This window comes from Peptoanaerobacter stomatis, assembly GCF_000238115.1.
GTDB classification, from domain to species: Bacteria; Bacillota; Clostridia; order Peptostreptococcales; family Filifactoraceae; genus Peptoanaerobacter; species Peptoanaerobacter stomatis.
Map to the genome: position 1 here is coordinate 108,713 of NZ_JH414550.1, position 23,375 is coordinate 132,087.

Sequence of the window (23,375 nt, forward strand, 5' to 3'; positions counted from 1 at the left end):
TACATTGAAAATGTTTTTCATTTAAAAATATCGTTTGCCTAAACTACACAATCATTTTTTCTTTTTCTTATACTCAACGCTTTTTCTAAGCACGGAGTTTGCTGTCTTTTCTCTCATTAATTCAGACATATCCTCATCTATAAGTGCATATGTTGTACACAACAAATCTGTCACCAACATTTGTGATACCCTGCCCGTAAGACTGCCTCCGTCTATTGGAGACTCCTTGCCCGCTGTAAGCAAGCATATATCTCCGAGCGATGCCAAAGGAGACAAAATATGATTGGTTATGACCACCAAACTCGCATTATTTTTCTTGGCAAGCTCTATAGAATCGATTATATCCTCGGTTACACCTGATATAGAAAATGCAATAACAAGATCTTTTTCATCGAGTATAGCCGAATTCATCATCTGATAGTGTGAATCTGTAACCGTATATACCGTCTTGCCATATCTAAGCAACCTTGAGCACATATCAAAAACAGCATTTGCACTTGCACCTATACCGAATAAAAATACTCTGTCTGATTTTTTGATTAAAGATGCCACTTTTTCAAGATTTTCCTGAACTATTGCAGAATAAGTTTCTTGTATACTATCTTCAAAATTTCTAACTATTTCTTCCACATAGTTGTCTTTCCTCTTTGCACGAATGGGAGTATTTTCTTTTGCAATATGAAGCTTCATATCTCTAAAACCGTCAAAACCTATGGTTCTGCAAAATCTCAGTACGGTAGCCTCTCCTACTTTAGCATCCTGTGCTACTTCCTGTATACTTTGATATATGAATTTTTCTCCCTGCTTTTTTATGAGGTTTGCAACTTTTTTCTCACTTTTAGAAAGGGAAGGATAATAAGAGTCAATGAGCATATTATAATTCATAATCACTGCCTCCCTAAAGTATATATGTATCTGTCTGATACAAGCTCATTATATCATATAAAAAAAATAAATCAATATATTTTTGAAATTTTATTTTATTTTATTTTATTTTTTTGGAGTTTTATTTTAAACATTATTGTTTTAGTTTTAATATTATATTCAGTTTAATGATATATAAGTTTTTCATATAGCGCAATTATTGTAATAAGCTATTTTTTATATCCATTTTTATAATACTTGAAGATTTTTTATCACAATGATATAATTTTATGACAATTTACACTTATATCGCCTACGTTTTAAGTAAAGCTTGTATAAATGCGACAAAAAATTATACAATAAAACATTTTATCTGTGTTTTATGAACAAAATTTAAACCTTCATTGTCTTCATATATATAATAAAATATTTTGTTTGTATGTATTATTAAACATAGATATTTTTGAACAGTGTTCAACATAAATTTGCCATATTATTTTTTATTTAGGAGTTTGTTATGTTTGAAGATAAACTTATAATAATTCGTGGTGCCGGCGATATAGCTACAGGCACTATAAACAGATTATATAAATGCCATTTTAAAGTATTATGCCTTGAAACTGCAAAGCCGTCTGCAATAAGAAGGACCGTTGCATATAGCGAGGCTGTATACAGCGGAAAAACTACCATAGAAAATACCACTGCCGTAAAAGTATCTTGTATAGATGAAATGAACAATGCACATAAAAACGGACTTATTCCTGTAATGGTAGATGAAAAATGCGACATATTAAAATCCCTCACTCAAGATGTGCTTATTGATGCAATAATTGCAAAAAAAAAATCTTGGCACAAATATGTCTATGTCAAAGCTAACAATAGCTCTTGGTCCCGGTTTTGAGGCCGGAGTTGATGTAGATTATGTAATAGAAACTATGCGTGGACATAATCTCGGACGAGTTATAGAAAAAGGCTTTGCATTGAAAAACACAGGAGTTCCCGGACTTATTGCAGGAAAAAGCGGTGAAAGAGTGATACATTCTCCTGAAAGCGGAGTAATAAAAAATATAAAACAAATAGGCGATATAGTAAAAGCTGATGATATAATCGCAACCGTAAACAACTTCAATATAAGAGCAAGTATAGACGGTCTATTAAGAGGACTTATAAGAGACGGATACGAAGTATTTAAAGGTATGAAAATAGCAGATATAGACCCACGTTTAGATGAATATGAAAACTGTTTTACTATTTCAGACAAAGCAAAATCCATAGCAGGCGGTGTTTTAGAAGCAATGTTTATGCACGGCTTTTAAAATACAATTTTATTTATAAAAAATGTTTTAAATTAAAAGCATAATATATGAACTTGATTTTAAATATAGATTTCTTTATAATTAATGCTGAATATTATAGAGAAATCTATATTTATGATTACACATAATTTCAGAATAAAAAAATATTATAGCAATACTACAATATTTAAATTAATACTAAAACTGAATAGCACTGTACAAAAACAGTATTGCGTAAACTTAATAAAATTTATATATTTATCATATAAATTATCTATTGTTATATTAAGATTTAATAATAAGATATACTCCATCAAATAACAGTATAATTTTTATTTAAAATATATTTATTTACAGTAAAGTTTTTTTTGGTAAAATTATTTAATTTGAGATTATTATAAGCTGATACACAATTTAATTTTAAGGAATAATCATGTATTTAAAAGGTATAGAAATAAAAGGTTTTAAATCCTTTCTTGATAAAACTTCAATAACCTTCCCAAAAGGTATGATATCCATAGTAGGACCTAACGGAAGCGGTAAAAGCAATATCCTCGATGCCATAAGATGGGTACTCGGAGAACAAAGTATCAAATCGCTTCGTGGCGACAAGCTTGAAGACGTAATATTTTCAGGCACACAGACCAGAAATGCGCTCGGATATTGTGAAGTTACTCTCATCTTGGACAACGAAGACAAAAAAGTGGATATAGATTACACAGAGCTCTCCATAAAAAGAAAAGCCTATCGTTCAGGAGAAAGCCAGTTTTTCATAAACGGAAAAAAATGCCGATTAAAAGACATCAAAGAAATTCTGCTCGATACCGGCATAGGCAAAGAAGGCTACTCCATAATTTCACAAGGCAGAGTAGATGAAATAATAAATTCCACAGGCAATCAAAAAAGAGCACTGCTTGAAGAAGCATCCGGCATTACAAAATATCGCTATAAAAAAGAAGAAGGCGAAAAAAACTTAGCCTCAGCAACAGAAAACTTGGAAAGAATAAATGATATATTTATTGAGATAGAAAATCAAATAAAACCACTTAAACTCCAAAAAGAAAAGGCCGAAAAATATCTTCAATACTCAAAAGAGCTTAAAGTACAAGAAATCAATAAGATACTGAAAAATGAGCAAGAGTTGAAAAAAGACATAGAAAAAATACAAATTCAAAGCTCTCAAATAAAAGATGAACTTTCAAAAAATGAACTGGAGCTAAAAAATACAAGCGATATATTATCTTCAACACAAGACGAACTCGACTATATAACAAGAAAAAAAGAAGAATTGAACGCAGAAATATCCGAAAACAAATCAAATCTTGCAAAAAACAGCTCCGAAATATCAATAAAAAATGAAAATATTAAAAATATGTTGGACACCAACGAACTTTTAAAAAGTCAAATAGATGACGCTGATGAAGAACTTGAAAATATAAAACAAAAATATGAACACTTAAAAAATGAATTTGATAACACAACTCATCAAAAAAGCGATATAGCAAATTCAATCACAGCTCACCTTGAAGATAAAAATAATATAAATGCACAAATAAACGAAATATCTTTAAATATACGAACTTATGAGCAAAAAACAAGAGATACCGAAAATGAAATAGCCAAAATCGAAACAAAAATAGAATTTCAAAAGACAAATATAGACAGTTTTGCTCAAAAATTTTTAGAATATGAACAAGAATTCAAAAATCATAATGATATAATCGAAAATCTTAATTCAAAACTGCAAGAAAAAAATCAGAAAATTGATGAAATAAACGAGACCTTAAAAAGTATAGAAGATAAGATTTCAAAAAATGAAGAAACTCTGCAAAAATACCAAAAAGAAAATAATTTGTTGTTAAATAAAATAAACGAAAATAACCTGCATATAAAAGACCTTACAGCAAAGACAAACCTGCTTGAAAACTTGGAAAATGATATGCAAGGATTTTCAAAAGGTGTAAAATTTCTGCTTAGAAGCAAAAACTTAACAGGCATACAAAACGTAGTTGCAAATGTGATTACTGTAAAAAAAGGCTATGAAAAAGCAATCGAACAGCTCTTAGCAGGACGTCTTGAAAACATCATAATAGACAAAGCTCACCAAAGCAAAGACGCAATAGATTATTTAAAAAGAGAAAATCTGGGAAGAGCGACATTTTTACCATTAGATACTATAAAACCGTCACAATTCGCTTACAACGATGAAGGCGTAAAAGCAATAGACGTTGTAGAATATGACAACAAATTTGCAAATATCATATCCAATTTACTCGGAAGAATGGTCATAGTAGACGATATGGACACAGGGCTGAAAATTTCAAAAAAATATTCAAACTCATTTAAAATAGCTACGAAAACAGGCGAAATATTCAACATAGGCGGTTCAATCACAGGCGGTTCAAGTAATTTTTCAAAAGAGATATTCACAAGACGAAACACAATAAATCAAAATAAAGAAGACATAGCAAAATTAAATCAAGCTGTTCAAAATTTGAAAACAGAATTTGAAGACAATAAAAAAGCTGTAGATGTATTAAATCAAGAAAACGAAAAAAATAACTGCTCCCTATCGTCAAGTAAAGATGTATACATATCTTTACAAAACGAAACTGCAACTCTAAAAACCAAGCTTGAACACCAACAGCAAATGCTCGAAAATCTGAACGAAGAAAGAAAAACAGTAGAATATACAAATAAAAAAGCTACCGAATCTTACGAAAATGACATACAGACATTAGAAAATCTAAATCAGACACAAAATGAAATGAATTCAAAATTGACATTTCAAAATGAAAAATTAAGACAAGAAAATGAAAAACTTGATAAATTGCAAAACAGCATAAACGAACTTGAGCTTAAAAAAAGCCTCATAGAGCAATCTTTATCAAATACAAAGCTCCAAATAGACGAATTAAGCGAAACCATCAAATCACATAGCAAAAAAACAGAGCAATCCAAAAACAAAATCACATCCAACCTATCTCAAATAGACAAATACAAAGAACTCATAAACTCTATTGAAAATGCAAATGTCGATATACAAAATAAAATATCTGAAAATATCGAGAAACTTGGCAAAATTTCATCAGGAGAAAAAGAGAAATCTGAAAATTTGAAAAAGCTCAGAGAAAAAAAGGAACAACTACTGTCTTCACAAAACAATATAAACGCACAGATAATCAAGATTGAAAGTGAAGAAAGCAAGGTAAATTACAAGATACAACTTCTATCAGAGAGTTTGGAACAATCATATTCTATGAGCCTGCAAGATGCAAAAGCCTATGAAGATAAAACCGTAATTATAAGCCAAAATACTATCAAAGCTTTAAAAGAGCAAATTTCAGCCTTAGGCAATGTAAACATAGACTCAATAGAAGAATTTGCCAAAGTAAACGAAAGATATATTTTTTACAAATCACAAAAAGAGGATTTAGAGCAATCCATATCAAAGATAAACTCCGTAATAAAGAGCTTGGAAAAGAGCATGATTGAAGATTTTAAAACCAATTTTGAAATCATAAACAAAAACTTTGACGATATATTCAAAATTTTGTTTGGTGGCGGAAGCGGTAAGCTCATATTGGAAAATGAAGATGATATATTAAATACAAACATAGATATATCCGTACAGCCTCCCGGCAAAAAATTGAGAGGTATATCCATGCTCTCAGGCGGAGAAAAGGCACTGTCTGCAATAGCATTACTGTTTGCAATAATAGCAAGAAAACCAGTACCTTTTTGCATACTTGACGAAATAGATGCACCGCTTGATGACGCAAATATATACAGATATATCTCATACCTGCTCACCCTCATAGACACAACTCAGTTCGTAACCATAACCCACAGACGAGGAACAATGGAAGCATCTGATTATATATATGGTGTAACCATGCAGGAAAAAGGTATATCTGATATAGTCAGCTTAAAATTAGAAGACGCAAAACACTATATAGAAGAATAAATATGTTTTAACATACCTTATTTAAACAGCATTTATAGTTAAAATACCGTATCGTGTTGGATTAAATAATAGTATTAACCCGAAAGGATAAATATGACGGATAAACAATTTTATAAAATATTAAACAAAGTTGAAAAGCCCGGAAGATATATAGGCAAGGAAAAAAACTCCGTAATAAAGGACAAAAACTCCGTTGACGTGAGATTTGCATTCGCTTTTCCAGACACATACGAAATAGGTATGAGCCACTTGGGTATGCAAATACTTTACAATCTGATAAACTCACTTGACTATGCTTGGTGCGAAAGAGTTTTTGCACCTAATGATGACTTTGAACAAGAGATGAGGAAACAAAACATCAAACTCTTCTCCATTGAAAGTCGCTCAAATATGCACGAGTTCGATTTTTTAGGCTTCACATTGCAATACGAAATGTCATTCACAAATATATTGAATATGTTCAATTTAGCAGATATACCGTATTATTCATCTGACAGAGATGACAAATATCCAATAATAGTTGCAGGAGGACCTTGCGCTTACAACTGCGAGCCTATTGCAGACTTTATAGATGTTGTGCAGATAGGTGAAGGCGAAGAGATGATGGTGGAGTTTTTAGATTTATACAGAAAGCACAAAAATTCTCCCAACTATTCAAAAAAAGCATTTTTATTAGATGCTGCAAGGAATATAGAAGGCATATACGTCCCTGCATTTTATGATGTAAGTTACAACGATGACAACACTTTTAAAAGCATCACTCCAAAATACGAAGGTGTTCCAGAAAAAATCAAAAAAAGAATAATAAAAGACTTCGACAAATCATTTTATCCTGAAAATATAATCGTGCCGAATATAGAAATAGTACATTCAAGAATAATGCTCGAAATATTTCGAGGTTGCACAAGAGGTTGCAGATTTTGTCAAGCAGGTATGCTATACCGCCCGATAAGAGAAAGAAAACTTGAAACTTTGAAAAGCATATCAAAACAAATGTACAACTCTACCGGATACGAAGAAATATCATTAACCTCTCTAAGTAGCAGTGACTACTCCGATATAAACGGTCTGATAGACGAATTAAATGAAATATACTCAGATGAAAAAACAGCCATATCACTACCTTCGCTGAGATTAGACGGATTTTCACTCGATACCGCTCAAAAAGTACAAAAAGTAAAAAAATCAGGTATGACATTCGCACCGGAAGCAGGCTCTCAAAGAATGAGAGATGTTATAAATAAAGGCGTTGATACTTCCGACTTGGACGACACGCTTACAAAAATCTTCACAAGCGGTTGGCATAGAGTGAAACTTTATTCTATGATAGGCTTGCCTTATGAAACTTATGAAGACTTAGACGAGCTTAGAAAACTCGGATATAGAGCATTAAATATTTACAAAGATACGCATAATGGCAAATTAACCGCAAGAATGGGAGTATCGCTGAGTGCATCTCATTTTGTACCAAAACCTTTCACTCCGTTTCAGTGGTTTGGTCAAAACTCATTGGACGAAATGAAGAAAAAACAATTTTATATAAAAGACAATATCAGAAATAAAAATGTATCCTTCAGCTACCACGATCCTAAAACCTCTCGAATAGAAGCCGTACTTGCAAGAGGAGACAGAAGACAGTCAAAAGCAATACTAAGAGCATACGAATTAGGTGCAAAATTGGACGGTTGGAGTGAGTTTTTCAACTATGACACTTGGATACAAGCGTTTGAAGAAGTCGGATTGGACGTAGATTTTTATGCCACAAGACAAAGAGATTATGAAGAGATATTCCCTTGGGACCATATAGACTGCGGAGTATCAAAAAGATATTTGATTTTAGAAAACGAGCGTGCAAAAAAAGAACAATTAACCCATGATTGTAGAAAAGGTTGCACAGGATGTATGGTAAACAAAGATATAGCCACAGGACTATGCGGTTAAATATAGAAAGGTAATCTATGATAAGAGTTCAATATCAAAAATTAGGCGATATTTCATATATATCGCACTTGGACATAGTAAAATTAATGGAGAGGATATCAAGAAGAGCAGGAATAAAGCTTTCATACTCGCAGGGCTTTTCTCCACATCCCAAAACGTCATTTTCTCCTGCATTATCTGTAGGAATGCAAAGCTACTGTGAATACATTGACTTGGAACTTGAAGATGAGAGCATTTCCTTAGACGAACTTATCGAAAGATACAACACAGCCTCAGTAGAAGGAATAATCTTCACAAAAGCCAAAAAATTCGAAGATAAAACCGAAGCCCTTATGTCATTCATAACACACAGCAAATTTGAATTTGAAATAGACGACGAGATAAACTTTGACAGCATAATAAATGCAATAGACACCATCAATTCATCTAAGACAATAATGTTCAGCAGAATAAGCAAAAGTGGCAACGAAATACCCTACGATATGAAGGAATATATTGAAGAATTGAGTTATGACAAGAAAAAAAACATAATAAAATCAACCATATGCACATCCTCCGCAAAGACATTAAACCCACGAGCACTTCTTTCATATATACTCACTCAATCAGGCTTAGAACAAGACACATTCACCATAATAACAAAGACAGACACATATAATATGAACGAAAACGGAGAAATAACGAGAGCGTTATAAAAATATTATGAAAAAAATAATCATACAAAAAGGACTTTTTCTCGATAAAATAGCATATTTTAAAGACGATATACTCAAAAAACTCAAAATAACAGATAAAAATCAACCATATTTTGAAAAAGATATATTCATAGCAAAAAAAAGAAACACAACATATCTATGAGTTCGCTTTCCCTGTCATTAGATGAAAACACTGACGGCTTTATGCACTACTACGGCAAAGACAATTTTGAATACAAGCTCTGCCAGATAAAAAAAATCTATAACAACGAAAAAAATCCTAAGCTCACAGACGAGATAACACTTGTAGGAAAATATATAATCTATATAAAAGGAAGTAGCGGACTGTCCATATCAAACAAATCAAAAGATGATGAGATAATAGAGACTTTCAAAAATGCAATAAATCCCTCCATATTATCAGACACAAAAATAATATTGAGAAGTAACTGCACAAAAGATGATATTTATAAAGCGATATCAGAAACAGAAGAATTTGACAAAATATATGCTCAAATTAAGCTAAAAGCAAAACTCACATCAAAACCACAGTTACTCTATAGACAATACGAAAGCGAAGAATTATTTTTATCCAAGCTGAACACTGATATAGACGAGCTCATTATAAACGACAAACAAACAGCAGATAGATTAAAACGCTCATCATTTAAGATAGATAACATCATCTGCAAAAATGAAAACCTGTTCGAAAAAAATCTTATAAACACACAGATAGATGCCCTGCTCAGCGATAAAATATCAATGCAAAACGGAATTAATCTATACATACAAAAAACAGAAGCAATGTATGTAATAGACGTAAACTCCGCAGGCTATTTCAAATACAAAGACAAAAACAAAAACGCACACCATATAAACTCTATGGTAATTCCTGAAATCGCAAGACAGATAATTCTCAGAGATTTAAGCGGAATAATTCTGATAGATTTCATAGAAATGAATGACGATAAACTTGCAAAAAATCTCATAAATCAAATGAATACACAATTGGAAAATGACGACAGAAAATCAAGCGTAGTATCAATCACAAAGCTATCTCTGATGCAAATAATCAGAAAAAAAGAAGATCTTTCCATATCCGAGATATTGCTTGATAAAAATTTTACCAAGCTCTATTCCGTAGAATATATATTCGAGCAAATATCAGAAAAACTCTCAAATATGCAAATCACAGACGAAGAAAACTTGGAACAAATAAAATCCGTCAACATCCATATTCCTACATTTGAAAGTGAAAAAACTAATAAATATATAAAAATATTAGAAGAAAAATATAATATAAAAATAATACCTGATTATCTAAAAAGAAGTGATTTCAACATAAAAATCCACTAAATAATGCTATATTTCCATACTTTGAATAACATATTATATATCCGTTTTTCAAACGAATATCAGTTTAACACAAGGTGATTATATGCAAAACAACTTCTATCCCATAAACTTGGACATCTCCGATATAAACGTGCTCATAATAGGTCTTGGCACAGTAGGATATAGAAAGCTGTGCTCAATCATAGACATATGCAAAAACATCAAGATAGTATCACTCGACATATCAAAAGACAAGCTAACAAAAATATCAGCAAGACAAAATATACACTACGAAATAAAAAAATATGAATCCTACGACATAGACGGCTACGATATGGTGTTTGCCTGCACTGATGACGATGAAACACAGAGACAAATATTATCTGATATAAGCACCGCACAAAAAAGCAGATTTATATTGGCAAATTTTTGCAAACATCAAGAAAACTCGAATTTTGCAAATATGTCATCAATACAGACCGATGATTACGCCATAGCAATCACAACCTATGGGAATGACCCCAAATTATCCAAAAATATACGCGAAAAACTGGAAAATTTTCCTTTATATTAATATTCGTTTGATTAATAGACAGGCATATTACTATTCTCTCATATAATAGACAATTTATCTGAGTTTTCCATAAATATTTGTTATATTTCATTAAATTTATGCAATACTATTTTTCTATTTGGTTTTAGTATATTTTGTTTATTTTAAATATGCTTAATTTTACTTAGCCAATAAAATTTTAAAAACAAAAATATCCATTATTATATTAACCTTTGTATTACAATAAAATTATTTTAAAAAATTTATGAGGACATTATGAAAATCATAAAAGTAGCAAGCAGAAAAAGTATGCTTGCACTCAAACAAACGCAAATCGTAGTCGATATGCTCAAAAAAATATATCCGAATATTAAATTTGAAATTGTAACCATCGATACCTTAGGAGACAAAAATCTCAATAACAAACTGTCACAAATAGGCTCAAAAGGACTATTTACACAAGAAATCGAAGATATGCTCATAAAAGGTGAAGTATCCATGGCAGTCCACTCACTCAAAGACATCCCCACACAACTAAGCGAAAACTTGCAGATAAGCGCATATATCAAACGTGACACCAACAAAGATATAATGATATTCGCAAAAAACTGCTCAAATATATATGATTTGCCAAAAAATGCAAAAATAGGTACCTCCTCCATAAGACGAGAAGTACAGCTCAAAAAAATAAGTCCAGACTTTGAAATCTGCAACATAAGAGGCAACATCCAAACACGATTGAGAAAAATGAAAGAAGAAAATTTTGACGCAATAGTTCTCGCAAAAGCAGGCTTAAAAAGGCTCGATATGCTAAAAGATGTAAATTATCAGGAACTTCCTTTCATATCAGCCTCAGGACAAGGCTGTATATGTGTAGAAACCACATCCGACAACGAAGAAATAATCTCTATGCTCGAAAAAATAAACGACAAAACTACTATGGACTGTGTCATGCAAGAAAGAGAATTCTTAGACTATATAGGTGGAGGTTGCCACTCACCCGCAGGTGCATACTGCACAAAAAAAGACAATATCTATAAAATAATCGGCTTTAAATCATATATAGACGGCACTTCATTCATATATGACGAACAAATATCACAAGCACCCGAAAATTTAGGAATAGACCTCGCAAAAAAAATAATGTCCAAAATATAATTGACTTTAAAGGAACAGAAAACAAAGAAATGTATTTTTCACATCTCTTTGTTTTTTTATTTGCATTAATTTAACGAAAACTGTTACATTTTCATAAATTATGTTATAATTATTTAGATATTTTTTATCAGATAACATTATGAATAATTAATCGCTCGTATACACTAAAAATATCATATTACAAATACTATCTATACTGATATACAACAATAGAATAGCAGATAATTTATATTGAGAAACCTATACATTGTATTATATTTTATTAAAAATTAAGAGCAATACTATTTATTGTTCTATTTAATTTCAGTATTATTTTGATAAGCAAATTAAATTATTATAAAAAAACAGGAGAAAACTATATGAGAAAATATTTCGGTACAGACGGAGTCAGAGGTATCGCCAATGAGGAACTCACTCCTACACTTGCATACAAATTGGCAAGAGCAGGTGGATATATCATAAGTAAATATTCACATCACGATGGACAAAAACCTCTTGCAATAATAGGCACAGATACAAGAATATCAAAGGACACTTTAAAATATGCTCTTATGGCGGGCTTTACAAGCGTAGGCATTGATGTAATAGATGCCGGTATAGTTCCTACACCTGCTGTTGCATATCTGACACGATTTTTTAAAGCTGACATAGGTACGGTTATATCCGCATCGCACAATCCTATGGAATATAACGGAATTAAATTTTTCAATTCACAGGGTTTTAAACTTGCAGATGCAATCGAAGAGGAAATCGAAGATTTAATCGAGCAAATGGAAAACAAAAAAGATATTATAAATTCCCCTACTCACAACGCCATAGGCAGACTTGTCAAAAGGGAGAATCCAAAAGAGGCTTATATGGATTTTTTACAAAAAATTGTAAATACAGATTTAAAAGGTCTCAAAGTGGTATTGGATACGTCAAACGGTGCCGCTTATAAAATCGCACCTGAAGTATTTAAGAGATTAAAAGCTACAGTACACACCATAGCAGACAAACCTAACGGCTTAAACATAAATTGGGATTGTGGCTCTACTCATCCCCAAAATCTTCAAAAAGCCGTATTACAACAAAAAGCCGACATAGGTTTGGCATATGACGGCGATTCAGACAGACTTATAGCTGTTGATGAAAAAGGAGAAATCGTAGACGGCGACAAAATAATGCTCATCTGTGCCAAGCATTTAAAAGAACAAGACAAATTAAAAGATAACAAGCTCGTAGTTACGGTTATGAGCAATTTAGGGCTTCACATATCAGCAAAACAAAACGATATAGATTTGAGCATAACAGGTGTAGGCGACAGATATGTACTTGAAGAAATGTTAAAATGCGGTTATTCAATAGGCGGAGAACAATCCGGACATATAATATTTTTGGACTACAACACGACAGGTGACGGAATATTAAGCTCGTTAATACTATCTTCCATATTGAAGCAAAGCAAGAAAAAAATGAGCGAACTTGCAAAAATAATGGACATATATCCTCAAGTTTTGGTAAATGCAAAAGTAGACAACAAATTCAAGCAAACTTATATGGAGATACCGGAGATTGCTCAAAAAATTAAGCAGATAGAAGAAGATATGGCACAGGAAGGCAGAGTGCTTATAAGACCGTCAGGCACAGAGCCTCTTGTAAGGGTAATGATAGAAGGAAAAGATGAAGACAAGATAACAACTATGGCAAACGAACTCGCACAGCTTATTTCAGAAAAATGTAAATAATATTTAAAAAGCATTTAATATTTATTTAAACTTTATAATATAAATTATTATTATGAAATAAAATAGTTATTTACAAAATTTTAAATAATAGCTGTGGAAATTTTATAAGTTATAATTAATTTCAGAATTTATACGCTTTAAAAGACCACACATAAGTTAAACTGTGTGGTTTTTTTATTTAAAACTTTTACTGATTTGATTTATATACTTTTAAATCAGATAAAATTTTAAGCATATCTAAAAAATTTTGCAAATATGATTTTAAAACAGCTTAGTTTTTGGTAAAAATAAAACTGTAATAAATAAACTTATAAAATCAAAGCAGATTAAGGAGTGTTTTATGAAAAAATTTAGCAAGAAAAAAATTATAATATTTGCAATAATAGCTATTATTGTGGCTTTTATAGCTTTCAAATTCTTCGGTCCTAAGCCTGAGATGACTACACCCGTTGAAGTTTCTACCTTGGAAAAAGGTAACGTGGAAAGCGTGGTAGAAGTGCAAGGTAATGTATCTTCTGAAGACTCAGCAGAAATAACATCTCCATATAACTATGAAGTTGTCAAGATAAATGTAAAAGAAGGCGATACAGTACAAAAAGGTCAAGTATTGGCAGAGCTTGACGGAGAAGCTCTAAGAGATGAAATAACATTGTTACAAAACGAAATAAAATTCGATGAGCAAAAACTTGGTGAATCATATGACTCCGTAAATGATATTTACAAATCAACAGAATCTCTCAAACTTAACAGTGAAAATGCAAAAATAGCATTGGATAATGCAACAAAAGCATTAGATGATAAAAAACAATTGTTAGATTCAGGTGCCATACCTCAGCAAGAATATGACAATGCAAAAACTGCTTTGGAACAAGCACAAATATCATATGACAACGCACAAGAGGCACTGAAAAAAGGTGAGCATGACATACAGGCACAAATAAATCAAGCTACACCTAAGCAATCTGCACTTACAGCATTAGAAAACAAAAAAATATCACTGTCACAAAAATTGGAAAAATTAGAAAAATTAAAAATAACATCACCAATACAAGGTACAGTTACAAGAGTATATGCAAAAATCGGTAGATATGCACAAGATACTGAAAACCACAAACCTATGTTCATAATAGAAGATGAAAGCAAAAAATATGTAGTGGCAAAGGTCGGCGAGTATGACATATCTAAAATAAAATTAAATCAAGAAGTAAAAATATCAGCAGACGTATTAGGAAAAGACACTGTATCCGGAGTAGTAAACAGAATATCTCCTACAGGAGAAAAATCATCTTCAAGCAACAGCATAATAGTACCTGTAAAAATATTAGTCACACAAAAAGATGAAAGACTTATATCAGGAGTAAATGCGAAAGCCACAATAAAAATACAAGGCGTAAACAACGTGTTCAAAGTACCGTTTGATTCTATACTGACTGTTGAAGATAAAAGCTATATATTTACAGTAGAAAACGACACACTTAAAAAGATAGAAGTTACAAAAGGTCTGGAATCTGATTTGGAAACAGAGATTTCATCACCACAGTTAACAGAGGGTATGCAAATAGTAAAAAGCCCACAAGAAACTTTTATGGACGGACAAAAAGTTCAAATAGTTGACAATTCAATGATGATGCAATATGGAGCTCAACCACAGGAACAAGTCGCAAAATAACAAATTAATTTAGAAATAGGAGCAAGTTAATGTCTGATAACAAGGTAGTACAAGTAATAGACCTGAAAAAGAAATATCAAATGGGCGATAGCGAGCTTATGGCTCTAAAAGGTGTAAACTTTGAAATAGAAAAAGGCGAGTTTGTATCAATTATGGGTTCATCAGGCTCCGGAAAATCCACGCTTATGAATATAATAGGCTGTCTTGATAAACAGAGCGAAGGCGAATATATATTGGAAGGCATAAACATAAAAGACAAGACACAAAACGAGCTTGCATATATAAGAAACCAAAAAATAGGCTTTGTATTCCAGTCTTTCAACCTTATATCAAGAACATCGGCACTTAAAAATGTAGAGTTGCCTATGATATACGCAAAAAAAGATTCCAACTACAGAACAAAACGTGCAGAAAAATTGCTTGAAGATGTAGGTCTGTCAGAAAGACTTCACCATATGCCAAACGAACTATCAGGAGGTCAACGCCAAAGAGTAGCAATAGCAAGAGCACTTGCCAACGACCCGCCTATAATATTGGCAGACGAACCCACAGGTAATTTAGACTCAAAATCATCAGTAGAAATAATGCAAATTTTTTCAGAATTAAATGCACAAGGCAAGACTGTAATATTGGTAACACACGAACCTGATATAGCAGCCTACACAAAACGAATAATAACATTCAAAGACGGAAACATACTAAAAGACGAAATAAACTATAATATATCAAAATTCTAATAAGATTAAACTGTTGTTTATTGATAGTTTAAATCAAAACATTATATTTTTGATTTAAACTTATATTTTAATACATTTTAAAAAAAATTATTCATCATTTAATCAGATATAAGTATTCAATTCTATCAGCAAAGCTATTACGCTTTGTTGAATTATATAAATTTTTAAAGATTTTATGAGGTAGATATGGGATTAATATTAGAAAACTTTAAAATGGCTCTATCATCAATAAAAGCCAACAAGATGCGCTCTTTTTTTGACTATGCTCGGCATAATCATAGGTATCGCATCAGTAATTACCATAACATCAGTCGGTGAATCTACCAAAGCCACTATGAACAAGTTTATAAGCGGTTTCGGTAAAAACAGAGTTGCGTTATACGTAAATTATGAAGAAGAAAATCAAATTGACGATAACAAATATTTTACTCTTGAAGATGTCGATTATATAAAAGGAAAATTTAAAAATCAATTAGCATATATATCATTATCAAACGGTTCTGTCAGCACTATAAAAAGAGGTATTAAAGAGCAAAAAGTGAATTTTTCAGGTGTAGATTATAACTATATCAAAGAATTAAGCACTTACAAAATAATATACGGTAGAGATTTTCAAGAAAATGATGTAATAGGAAGAAAAAAAGTAACAATAGTAAACAGAGAATTTGCTCAAGCACTGTTTGGAAGAGAAGATATAGTCGGCGAAGAAATAACAGGTACAATAGACGGTGAAACTACTACACTTAAAATAATAGGTGTATATAATAAAGAAAAAACCATCTTTGACTCCATAGGTGGAGGCAATCAAACAGACGCATATATTCCATACACAATTGCAGGTTCAAGCACGGGTTATTTGGATATGAAAATAGCCGAAAATTTGAACTCAGCAACAGAAAGCAACAAGATAAAAGAGTTTGTCACAAGATACAAGCAAGCTGATCCTTCAACATATAAAATACAGACTTTAGAAGAACAAGCAGGCATGATAAATCAAATGCTTACTATGCTGTCACTCGGATTAGGTGCAATAGCAGCAATATCTCTTGTAGTCGGCGGTATAGGTATAATGAATATAATGCTCGTATCAGTAACTGAAAGAACAAAAGAGATAGGTATAAGAAAATCTCTTGGAGCAAGAAAAAAAGACATATTGCTTCAATTCTTGATAGAATCAATAATATTATCAGGTGCCGGAGGTATAATCGGTACATTAATAGGTCTTGGACTGTCAAATATAGCAACCAAATTTATGAACGTGGATTCCACTATATCGGTAAACGCCATTATAACAGCAGTAGTATTCTCATTCGGCGTCGGTATATTCTTCGGACTCTTCCCTGCAAATAAAGCATCAAATCTCGATCCGATAGATGCTCTTAGATATGAATAGTTTTTAATTTTATAAATATAAAAAGATGTTCTTCGTAATTGGGAACATCTTTTTATATTTATACAGGCTACTTATTCCGATTTTTATTTAAAAATCCAAAAATAAATTTAATCCGCCCTACTACTGAATTATATTTAAATTAGCATTAGGACAATTTTGACAATTCTTACTACACAGCTTACAATTTTGAAGTTTACAGGTAAGGTCTGTACATGAACGTTTACAGAATATACATTCAATATTATCTCTTTTAGCTCTGTCTTTGACATTTATTGTAAGTCCATGCTCTATGAAGTCTGTAAATACTATAACCATATCCACTTCAGGCATTTTTAAATTTCTCATACCTTTTTTTCTGCCTTGCCAATGTATGTAATCATTTATTCCGAAATCTTTAAGCGTATTCGGTATTTTGCCTAATGTATCGGCTCCTACTAATAATGCTTTCATTAATATGTTTTTCCTTTCAAAAAAATTAAATGATAATTATTCTTAGTATATTGTATGATTTTTTTTATCAATTGTCAATAGTTATTATGTATATTATAAGTAAATTGATTTAATGTTTTTACGATTATTAATATTTAATTGACAAATATATTATCTTGTATTATAATTACTTTAATAAATGCAATAAGTTAAACAGTTCCACCAAAAAAGCACACTATGCCAGTAGTGTGCTTTTTAATAGGCTAATTATCACAAAAGATACTGTCTAACCATTTGCAAATATAATTACTGACCACATTTGCCATGACAGTAATAAAGAATGCAATAAGCATATTCAACAGCTTCACCTCCTAACCGTTATCCGGTATGGATTGTGATAACCATTTGATTATATCATATATTTATAGATAATGGTATTAATAAAAACTGAATTTTTTTGCTTCTTGAGGCAGATTACCTTTATATTTTTTAAACAATGTTGAAAATCTGCTGTGCGAATTGTACCCTACAGCTCTTGCAACCTCAGATATATTTAAGTTTGTCGCTATGAGCATATGCTCTGCAACATTTATACGTCTTCTTTGTATATATTCTGTAATGCTCATATTATACTTGCGTTTAAATGAATCTTTCAATTTTGTTTTGCTCATAAGTGCTATTTTGCACAACAAATCCTGTGAAATATCTGATGAGTAGTGGTCATTGATATACTTACACACATTATCGAGTGATATATCGTCTTGTAGGCTTATCTTGGCTTTACTCTCTTTCCTTTCAAAATATCTATTTATAGCTATATTCAATAATTCCTTGGCTTTTACCTCGTAATATATCTCACTTGCAGGAAAATTCTTATCATAACTCAAAATATCATCAGCAATTTTTTGTATCTCCGGTATCTCTTCCAAAGAATTTAGTTGTTGAAACGCATCTTCCAATACTTCTTTATCCAAATTTGATGTTTTTTCAACAAACTCTGCTATAAATTTTTCCTTATATTCTATTCCTACGGAAAAATACGGATATCCTCCATGAAGCAAAAATCTGAAAACTCCTTTTTTATGAAAATATGTAAATGTCATATTGTCCGTAACCGACTGATATGGAGTAAGGCACTCGCCATGTACGGACTTGATATATGATATGCTTACATAGGTATCGCTCAAATCATCTTGAGTGTGATTTACTATTATGTCTTTTTTTACATTAAAATCGTGGATATTTACGGAAAAATAATCATTTGTGTAAAACCAGTAATATCCGTCCATTTCCTGTGCATTTATCTTGTATGTAACTCCTATAGGCGAAAATAAATTACATTCCTCATCCAAAGTGAAGCCTACACTTGTTAAAAACTTTTCATATCCATAATTCATAACTGCCCTCCTTTATAGTCAATCCTAAATTTCTATAAATCAATATATGCTCATACTAAAAACTAATTACATATTATATCCTTAGAAAATCATATTTTTTTAAACAACAAATTATATAAACTTTAGCGATTTTATAATTTGCAACCGTATTCAGTATTGATAAAATATCAGCATAAATTAAGATATATTTCAATATTTGCTACGATTAGCCCAAATGATACATTTAGTCATTATTAACTATATACACTTGAAATAAATAATCATATTTTGTATCATTAATTTATCAAGATATAGCAAAATATTTATATAGTAAACTCAACTATACAATTCAAAATATAGTAAATCAAAATATTTGCAAGTTTATTAAAAAATATATGCGTTTAATCGGATAATCTCATTAATATAAGATTTACATATATTTGTTATTCATTTTTAAGTTGTTTTGCTATAAATAATTGCACTTATTTTAATTATATATCAGCAAAAGGAGGAATTCAACAATATGAATAAAAAAATAAGCATTAAAAATGTCATCACTTTTTATGCAAAAGAAAAAATGCCACTTTATTATTTAACTGTAATTTTTTCGGCTATCTATGGTATTTTGTCTGTTATACCTTACTATCTCATATGGCAAATTGCAAGAGAGCTGATAATAAACGGTACTTCAGCCGACAAAAACAAGATAGTATCATATGCAATTTACATATTTATATCACAAATAATAGGTATAATTGTGAGTTTTTCAGGATTGATGGCATCGCACTTGTTAGCCTTTCGCATTGAAAAAAATATAAGGCATAACGCTATTAATCACCTGCTCTCACTACCTATAGGATATTTTGAAAACGAAGATACAGGCAGAATAAGAAGAATGATTGACGACAACGCATCCAAGACACATACATTCATAGCACATATGTTCCCTGATATAGCATCTTCCACTGTTATACCTATACTTTTTATAATTATGATACTATCCGTAGATTACAGACTCGGACTGCTTTGCATAGCAGGTGTGATAATAGGAATGGCAAATATGTTTTCCTTAATGGGACCGAAAACTAAAGAGCTGATGGGCGAATATATGCAATCATCAGAAAATTTGAGCATAAACGGAGTCGAATTTATAAGAGGTATCCCTGTTGTAAAAGTATTTAACCAAAGCGTAGAAAGCTTTCAAAGATTTTATGCATCTATCATGGATTATGACGAAAAAGCAAAATTTTTCGTAAATTTTTGCAAAAAACCTATGATATTTTATACACTATCTCTATTTATGCCGACAATACTGCTCGGACCGCTTACAATGATACTTATAAGGCACAGCTCATCACCGCTTGAACTGTTGTCAAAGTCAATTTTATATATATTGATGTCAATGCTGCTTCACTCTGTACTTATGAAACTTGCAACAGTATCTGAAGCAAAAAATATGTTCTTCATATCCATAGAAAAATTGAATGATATTTTTGAAAATAAACAAATGCCTAATATGAACATAGAAAAAACAAATCAAGAAGGCATAAGTTTTGAAAATGTAAGTTTTACTTATATGGGCAAAGAAACTCCTGCTATAAACGATATAAGCTTCAATTTTAAAAAAAATAAAACATATGCGCTCGTAGGTGCAAGCGGTTCAGGTAAATCCACACTGCTTGAGCTCATCGGCAGATTTTACGATATAGACAAAGGCTCTATAAAAATAGACGGTCAGGACATTCGCTCAATAGACGAAGATATACTTTTGTCAAAACTCGCCATAGTGTTCCAAGAAAGCAAATTGCTCAAAAGAACGCTTAGAGAAAATATAACCATGGGCAAAAATTATTCAGATGATGAAATTTTAAATGCAATCAAATTAAGCGGTTGCGAAGATATACTCTCCAATATGAAAAACGGTTTAGACACTATGATAGGCGAGCAAGGAACATATGTATCAGGCGGAGAAGCACAAAGAATATCTATAGCAAGAGCATTTTTAAGAAACCCAGACATCTTGCTCTTAGACGAAGCTACAGCTTATGCAGACCCTGAAAACGAACATAAAATAAGCGAAAGCATAGAAAAATTAAAACAAGGCAAGACGTGTATAATGATAGCCCACAGATTAAATTCAATCACCAACGTAGATAAGATACTCATAATGCAACACGGAAAACTCATAGACAGCGGAAACCACGAAGAGCTTATGCAAAACAGTCCTTATTACAGACAGCTCTACGAAAACTATTCAAGAAGTATAAAATGGAGGGTTGCAAATGCTTGATATATTACAAAAAAAATTCATGTTATCAAAAGAAGGCTCAAAAAATATGTTAAAAGGTATAATCTATTGCGCACTTTTAAACATAGCCTTTATGATGCCTATGGGTGTAGTGTTCAATTTTATCAGAGAAAGTCTGAACATCTATATGTACCATACTCAAACAAACTACACCACAATACTATATGTAGTAATGGCAATCATAACTTTTTTAGCTATATATTTTGCCAACAATCTGCAATATGACAGCGTATATACCACAACATATACAGAAACGGCAAACAAGAGAATATCACTGTCAAACCATATACGCAAATTGCCTCTTTCATTTTTTGACAAGAGAGATCTGGCAGATTTGACAGCCACTATAATGGGAGATATGGAAGCCATAGAACACGCATATTCTCATGCCGTACCCGAATTTTACGGCACAATCATATCCGTAACCTTAATAGTAGTATCAATAGCAACTATGAATTTGAAAATGGCAATTTGCCTTATACTTCCATTTCCAATAGCACTTTTTATGATTCACTTGGCAAAAAATAAAAAAATGCAATCAGAAAAAGCTCACTATGGCGAAAAATTAAAAGTAACTGAATTTGTTCAGGAAACTCTCGAAAATATACTGCCGATAAAAGCATATCAAAGAAAAGAAAAAACTATGTCGGAGTTTAAAAAACTGCTCGACAGCGAAGAAAAAGAACATCTTAGAGCGGAGATATACAATCCGTTGCTTTTAGCACCGCTTAAAACACTTATGAGAATAGGTGTACCGCTCGCAATATTGGTAGGATTCGGCGAATATACAAACGGAAATCTTGAGCTTGCATCTTATATATGCCTTATAATCGCCTGCGTAGTAATATATGCACCTATGGACGGTTGCCTTTCATTCATAATAGAGTTTATGTATATAGACACACCGGCAAAAAGAATGGACGAAATATTCAATATGAAACTTATGAGCGGAAATGACAAACAGATAGATAATTTCGACATAACACTCGAAAATGTATCATTCGGCTACAATGATACTGAAGTGATAAAAAGTGTAAGCTTTACAGCAAAACAAGGTCAAACTACTGCACTTGTAGGCGCATCAGGTTCAGGCAAATCAACACTTGCAAAATTGATGCTCAGATTTTGGGATATAAACTCAGGCACAATAAAATTAGGCGGTAGCGACATACGTCAGATAGAACCGGAAAATCTGCTCAAACACTATTCAATGGTATTTCAAGACGTAGTGCTTTTCAACAATACAATTATGGAAAATATCAGAATAGGACGCAAAAACGCAACAGACGAAGAAGTAATACAAGTAGCAAAAATAGCGATGGTAGACGAATTTGTCCAAGAATTACCTCAAAAATATGACACAAAAATCGGAGAAAACGGAGTACTTTTATCAGGTGGAGAGCGTCAGAGAATATCAATAGCAAGAGCCATATTAAAAGACGCACCTATAATATTTTTGGACGAATCCACATCAAGCGTAGATGCCGACAACGAAACAAAACTGCAAGAGGCACTGTCAAACCTCGTAAAAAATAAAACCGTAATAGTAATTGCACACAGATTAAGAACTGTTGAAAACGCCGACAAAATAATAGTGCTTAGAGACGGCAAACTCATAGAAGAAGGAACATCAAAACAGCTTATAGACAAAAAAGGCGAATTTTACAAATTATGGAAGCTCCAAAAGAATAATTAGTATATTAAAATATTTATTCTAAATTCATACTTTTCCCCAATATAATAACAGTGATGCTATTACTACTCTCATTAATTCAAATATAATAACAGTATAGTTTATAAGAAATATATAAATAGCGTTATATCTTATTAAATTTATAAAACACTATTTTTCAGTTGAATTTTGATATAACATATTTATACTAAAAGTTAATAGAATAATGGATATTTTTGCTTTTAATAATTTATTT

Annotated in this window: 16 protein-coding genes and 1 pseudogene; 14 read left to right on the forward strand and 3 right to left on the reverse strand. The window is 31.5% G+C overall.

Annotation, left to right across the window (positions count from 1 at the left end; all coding sequences use genetic code 11):
* Positions 1-51: 51 nt before the first annotated feature.
* On the reverse strand, positions 52-885 hold the full coding sequence (locus tag HMPREF9629_RS04760; protein WP_009525223.1) for a MurR/RpiR family transcriptional regulator: 834 nt from the start codon (positions 883-885) through the stop codon (positions 52-54).
* A 496-nt stretch (positions 886-1,381) separates the two neighbouring features.
* Between HMPREF9629_RS04760 and yqeB the strand changes: the two are divergent.
* The 12 genes and pseudogenes from yqeB to HMPREF9629_RS04815 all read left to right on the forward strand — a co-directional run bounded on the left by yqeB (position 1,382) and on the right by HMPREF9629_RS04815 (position 17,334).
* A pseudogene (gene yqeB / locus HMPREF9629_RS12660) lies at positions 1,382-2,180 on the forward strand (selenium-dependent molybdenum cofactor biosynthesis protein YqeB).
* 412 nt (positions 2,181-2,592) lie between these two features.
* Positions 2,593-6,126, forward strand: coding sequence for a chromosome segregation protein SMC (gene smc, locus HMPREF9629_RS04770; protein WP_009525226.1), 3,534 nt, complete (start codon positions 2,593-2,595; stop codon positions 6,124-6,126).
* Between the two features lie 93 nt (positions 6,127-6,219).
* Positions 6,220-8,067 (forward strand): TIGR03960 family B12-binding radical SAM protein, encoded by a 1,848-nt coding sequence (locus HMPREF9629_RS04775; RefSeq protein ID WP_009525227.1) that lies wholly within the window; start codon positions 6,220-6,222, stop codon positions 8,065-8,067.
* Between the two features lie 17 nt (positions 8,068-8,084).
* On the forward strand, positions 8,085-8,762 hold the full coding sequence (locus HMPREF9629_RS04780; RefSeq protein ID WP_009525228.1) for a TIGR03936 family radical SAM-associated protein: 678 nt from the start codon (positions 8,085-8,087) through the stop codon (positions 8,760-8,762).
* Between the two features lie 7 nt (positions 8,763-8,769).
* Positions 8,770-8,925 carry a hypothetical protein gene (locus HMPREF9629_RS11770; protein ID WP_154646056.1) on the forward strand — a complete coding sequence of 52 codons (156 nt, stop codon included), beginning with the start codon at positions 8,770-8,772 and terminating at the stop codon, positions 8,923-8,925.
* On the forward strand, positions 8,922-10,118 hold the full coding sequence (locus HMPREF9629_RS04785) for a ribonuclease E/G (protein WP_009525229.1): 1,197 nt from the start codon (positions 8,922-8,924) through the stop codon (positions 10,116-10,118). The genes HMPREF9629_RS11770 and HMPREF9629_RS04785 overlap by 4 nt, the downstream gene beginning before the upstream one ends.
* Positions 10,119-10,200: 82 nt before the next feature.
* The gene (locus HMPREF9629_RS04790) at positions 10,201-10,671 is read left to right on the forward strand and encodes a precorrin-2 dehydrogenase/sirohydrochlorin ferrochelatase family protein (RefSeq protein WP_009525230.1); all 471 of its coding nucleotides are present in this window, start codon (positions 10,201-10,203) and stop codon (positions 10,669-10,671) included.
* Positions 10,672-10,926: 255 nt separating this feature from the next.
* Complete coding sequence (gene hemC, locus HMPREF9629_RS04795) at positions 10,927-11,808, forward strand: hydroxymethylbilane synthase (RefSeq protein ID WP_009525231.1); 882 nt, start codon at positions 10,927-10,929, stop codon at positions 11,806-11,808.
* A gap of 359 nt (positions 11,809-12,167) precedes the next feature.
* The gene (gene glmM, locus HMPREF9629_RS04800) at positions 12,168-13,535 is read left to right on the forward strand and encodes a phosphoglucosamine mutase (RefSeq protein ID WP_009525232.1); all 1,368 of its coding nucleotides are present in this window, start codon (positions 12,168-12,170) and stop codon (positions 13,533-13,535) included.
* Positions 13,536-13,875: 340 nt separating this feature from the next.
* The gene (locus tag HMPREF9629_RS04805) at positions 13,876-15,204 is read left to right on the forward strand and encodes an efflux RND transporter periplasmic adaptor subunit (protein WP_009525233.1); all 1,329 of its coding nucleotides are present in this window, start codon (positions 13,876-13,878) and stop codon (positions 15,202-15,204) included.
* Positions 15,205-15,233: 29 nt separating this feature from the next.
* Positions 15,234-15,941 (forward strand): ABC transporter ATP-binding protein, encoded by a 708-nt coding sequence (locus HMPREF9629_RS04810; RefSeq protein ID WP_009525234.1) that lies wholly within the window; start codon positions 15,234-15,236, stop codon positions 15,939-15,941.
* Positions 15,942-16,203: 262 nt separating this feature from the next.
* Positions 16,204-17,334: an ABC transporter permease gene (locus HMPREF9629_RS04815; RefSeq protein ID WP_009525235.1), complete on the forward strand. Its 1,131-nt coding sequence runs from the start codon at positions 16,204-16,206 to the stop codon at positions 17,332-17,334.
* A 120-nt stretch (positions 17,335-17,454) separates the two neighbouring features.
* On the opposite strand, the gene HMPREF9629_RS04820 is transcribed toward HMPREF9629_RS04815, so the two are convergent.
* Both HMPREF9629_RS04820 and HMPREF9629_RS04825 read right to left on the reverse strand, forming a co-directional pair.
* Positions 17,455-17,784, reverse strand: coding sequence for a DUF2325 domain-containing protein (locus tag HMPREF9629_RS04820; RefSeq protein WP_009525236.1), 330 nt, complete (start codon positions 17,782-17,784; stop codon positions 17,455-17,457).
* A gap of 416 nt (positions 17,785-18,200) precedes the next feature.
* A complete protein-coding gene (locus tag HMPREF9629_RS04825; RefSeq protein ID WP_009525237.1) occupies positions 18,201-19,160 on the reverse strand; it encodes a helix-turn-helix domain-containing protein in 960 nt (319 codons plus the stop codon).
* A gap of 502 nt (positions 19,161-19,662) precedes the next feature.
* Between HMPREF9629_RS04825 and HMPREF9629_RS04830 the strand changes: the two genes are divergently transcribed.
* Both HMPREF9629_RS04830 and HMPREF9629_RS04835 read left to right on the forward strand, forming a co-directional pair.
* The gene (locus tag HMPREF9629_RS04830) at positions 19,663-21,429 is read left to right on the forward strand and encodes an ABC transporter ATP-binding protein (protein WP_009525238.1); all 1,767 of its coding nucleotides are present in this window, start codon (positions 19,663-19,665) and stop codon (positions 21,427-21,429) included.
* The gene (locus HMPREF9629_RS04835; protein WP_009525239.1) at positions 21,422-23,143 is read left to right on the forward strand and encodes an ABC transporter ATP-binding protein; all 1,722 of its coding nucleotides are present in this window, start codon (positions 21,422-21,424) and stop codon (positions 23,141-23,143) included. The genes HMPREF9629_RS04830 and HMPREF9629_RS04835 overlap by 8 nt, the downstream gene beginning before the upstream one ends.
* Positions 23,144-23,375: the final 232 nt, after the last annotated feature.

Bases quoted from the DNA above. Each gene is read 5' to 3' on its own strand.
- HMPREF9629_RS04760 (WP_009525223.1), bottom strand. From the start codon at position 885: ATGAATTATAATATGCTCATTGACTCTTATTATCCTTCCCTTTCTAAA.
- smc (WP_009525226.1), top strand. From the start codon at position 2,593: ATGTATTTAAAAGGTATAGAAATAAAAGGTTTTAAATCCTTTCTTGAT.
- HMPREF9629_RS04775 (WP_009525227.1), top strand. From the start codon at position 6,220: ATGACGGATAAACAATTTTATAAAATATTAAACAAAGTTGAAAAGCCC.
- HMPREF9629_RS04780 (WP_009525228.1), top strand. From the start codon at position 8,085: ATGATAAGAGTTCAATATCAAAAATTAGGCGATATTTCATATATATCG.
- HMPREF9629_RS11770 (WP_154646056.1), top strand. From the start codon at position 8,770: ATGAAAAAAATAATCATACAAAAAGGACTTTTTCTCGATAAAATAGCA.
- HMPREF9629_RS04785 (WP_009525229.1), top strand. From the start codon at position 8,922: ATGAGTTCGCTTTCCCTGTCATTAGATGAAAACACTGACGGCTTTATG.
- HMPREF9629_RS04790 (WP_009525230.1), top strand. From the start codon at position 10,201: ATGCAAAACAACTTCTATCCCATAAACTTGGACATCTCCGATATAAAC.
- hemC (WP_009525231.1), top strand. From the start codon at position 10,927: ATGAAAATCATAAAAGTAGCAAGCAGAAAAAGTATGCTTGCACTCAAA.
- glmM (WP_009525232.1), top strand. From the start codon at position 12,168: ATGAGAAAATATTTCGGTACAGACGGAGTCAGAGGTATCGCCAATGAG.
- HMPREF9629_RS04805 (WP_009525233.1), top strand. From the start codon at position 13,876: ATGAAAAAATTTAGCAAGAAAAAAATTATAATATTTGCAATAATAGCT.
- HMPREF9629_RS04810 (WP_009525234.1), top strand. From the start codon at position 15,234: ATGTCTGATAACAAGGTAGTACAAGTAATAGACCTGAAAAAGAAATAT.
- HMPREF9629_RS04815 (WP_009525235.1), top strand. From the start codon at position 16,204: ATGCTCGGCATAATCATAGGTATCGCATCAGTAATTACCATAACATCA.
- HMPREF9629_RS04820 (WP_009525236.1), bottom strand. From the start codon at position 17,784: ATGAAAGCATTATTAGTAGGAGCCGATACATTAGGCAAAATACCGAAT.
- HMPREF9629_RS04825 (WP_009525237.1), bottom strand. From the start codon at position 19,160: ATGAATTATGGATATGAAAAGTTTTTAACAAGTGTAGGCTTCACTTTG.
- HMPREF9629_RS04830 (WP_009525238.1), top strand. From the start codon at position 19,663: ATGAATAAAAAAATAAGCATTAAAAATGTCATCACTTTTTATGCAAAA.
- HMPREF9629_RS04835 (WP_009525239.1), top strand. From the start codon at position 21,422: ATGCTTGATATATTACAAAAAAAATTCATGTTATCAAAAGAAGGCTCA.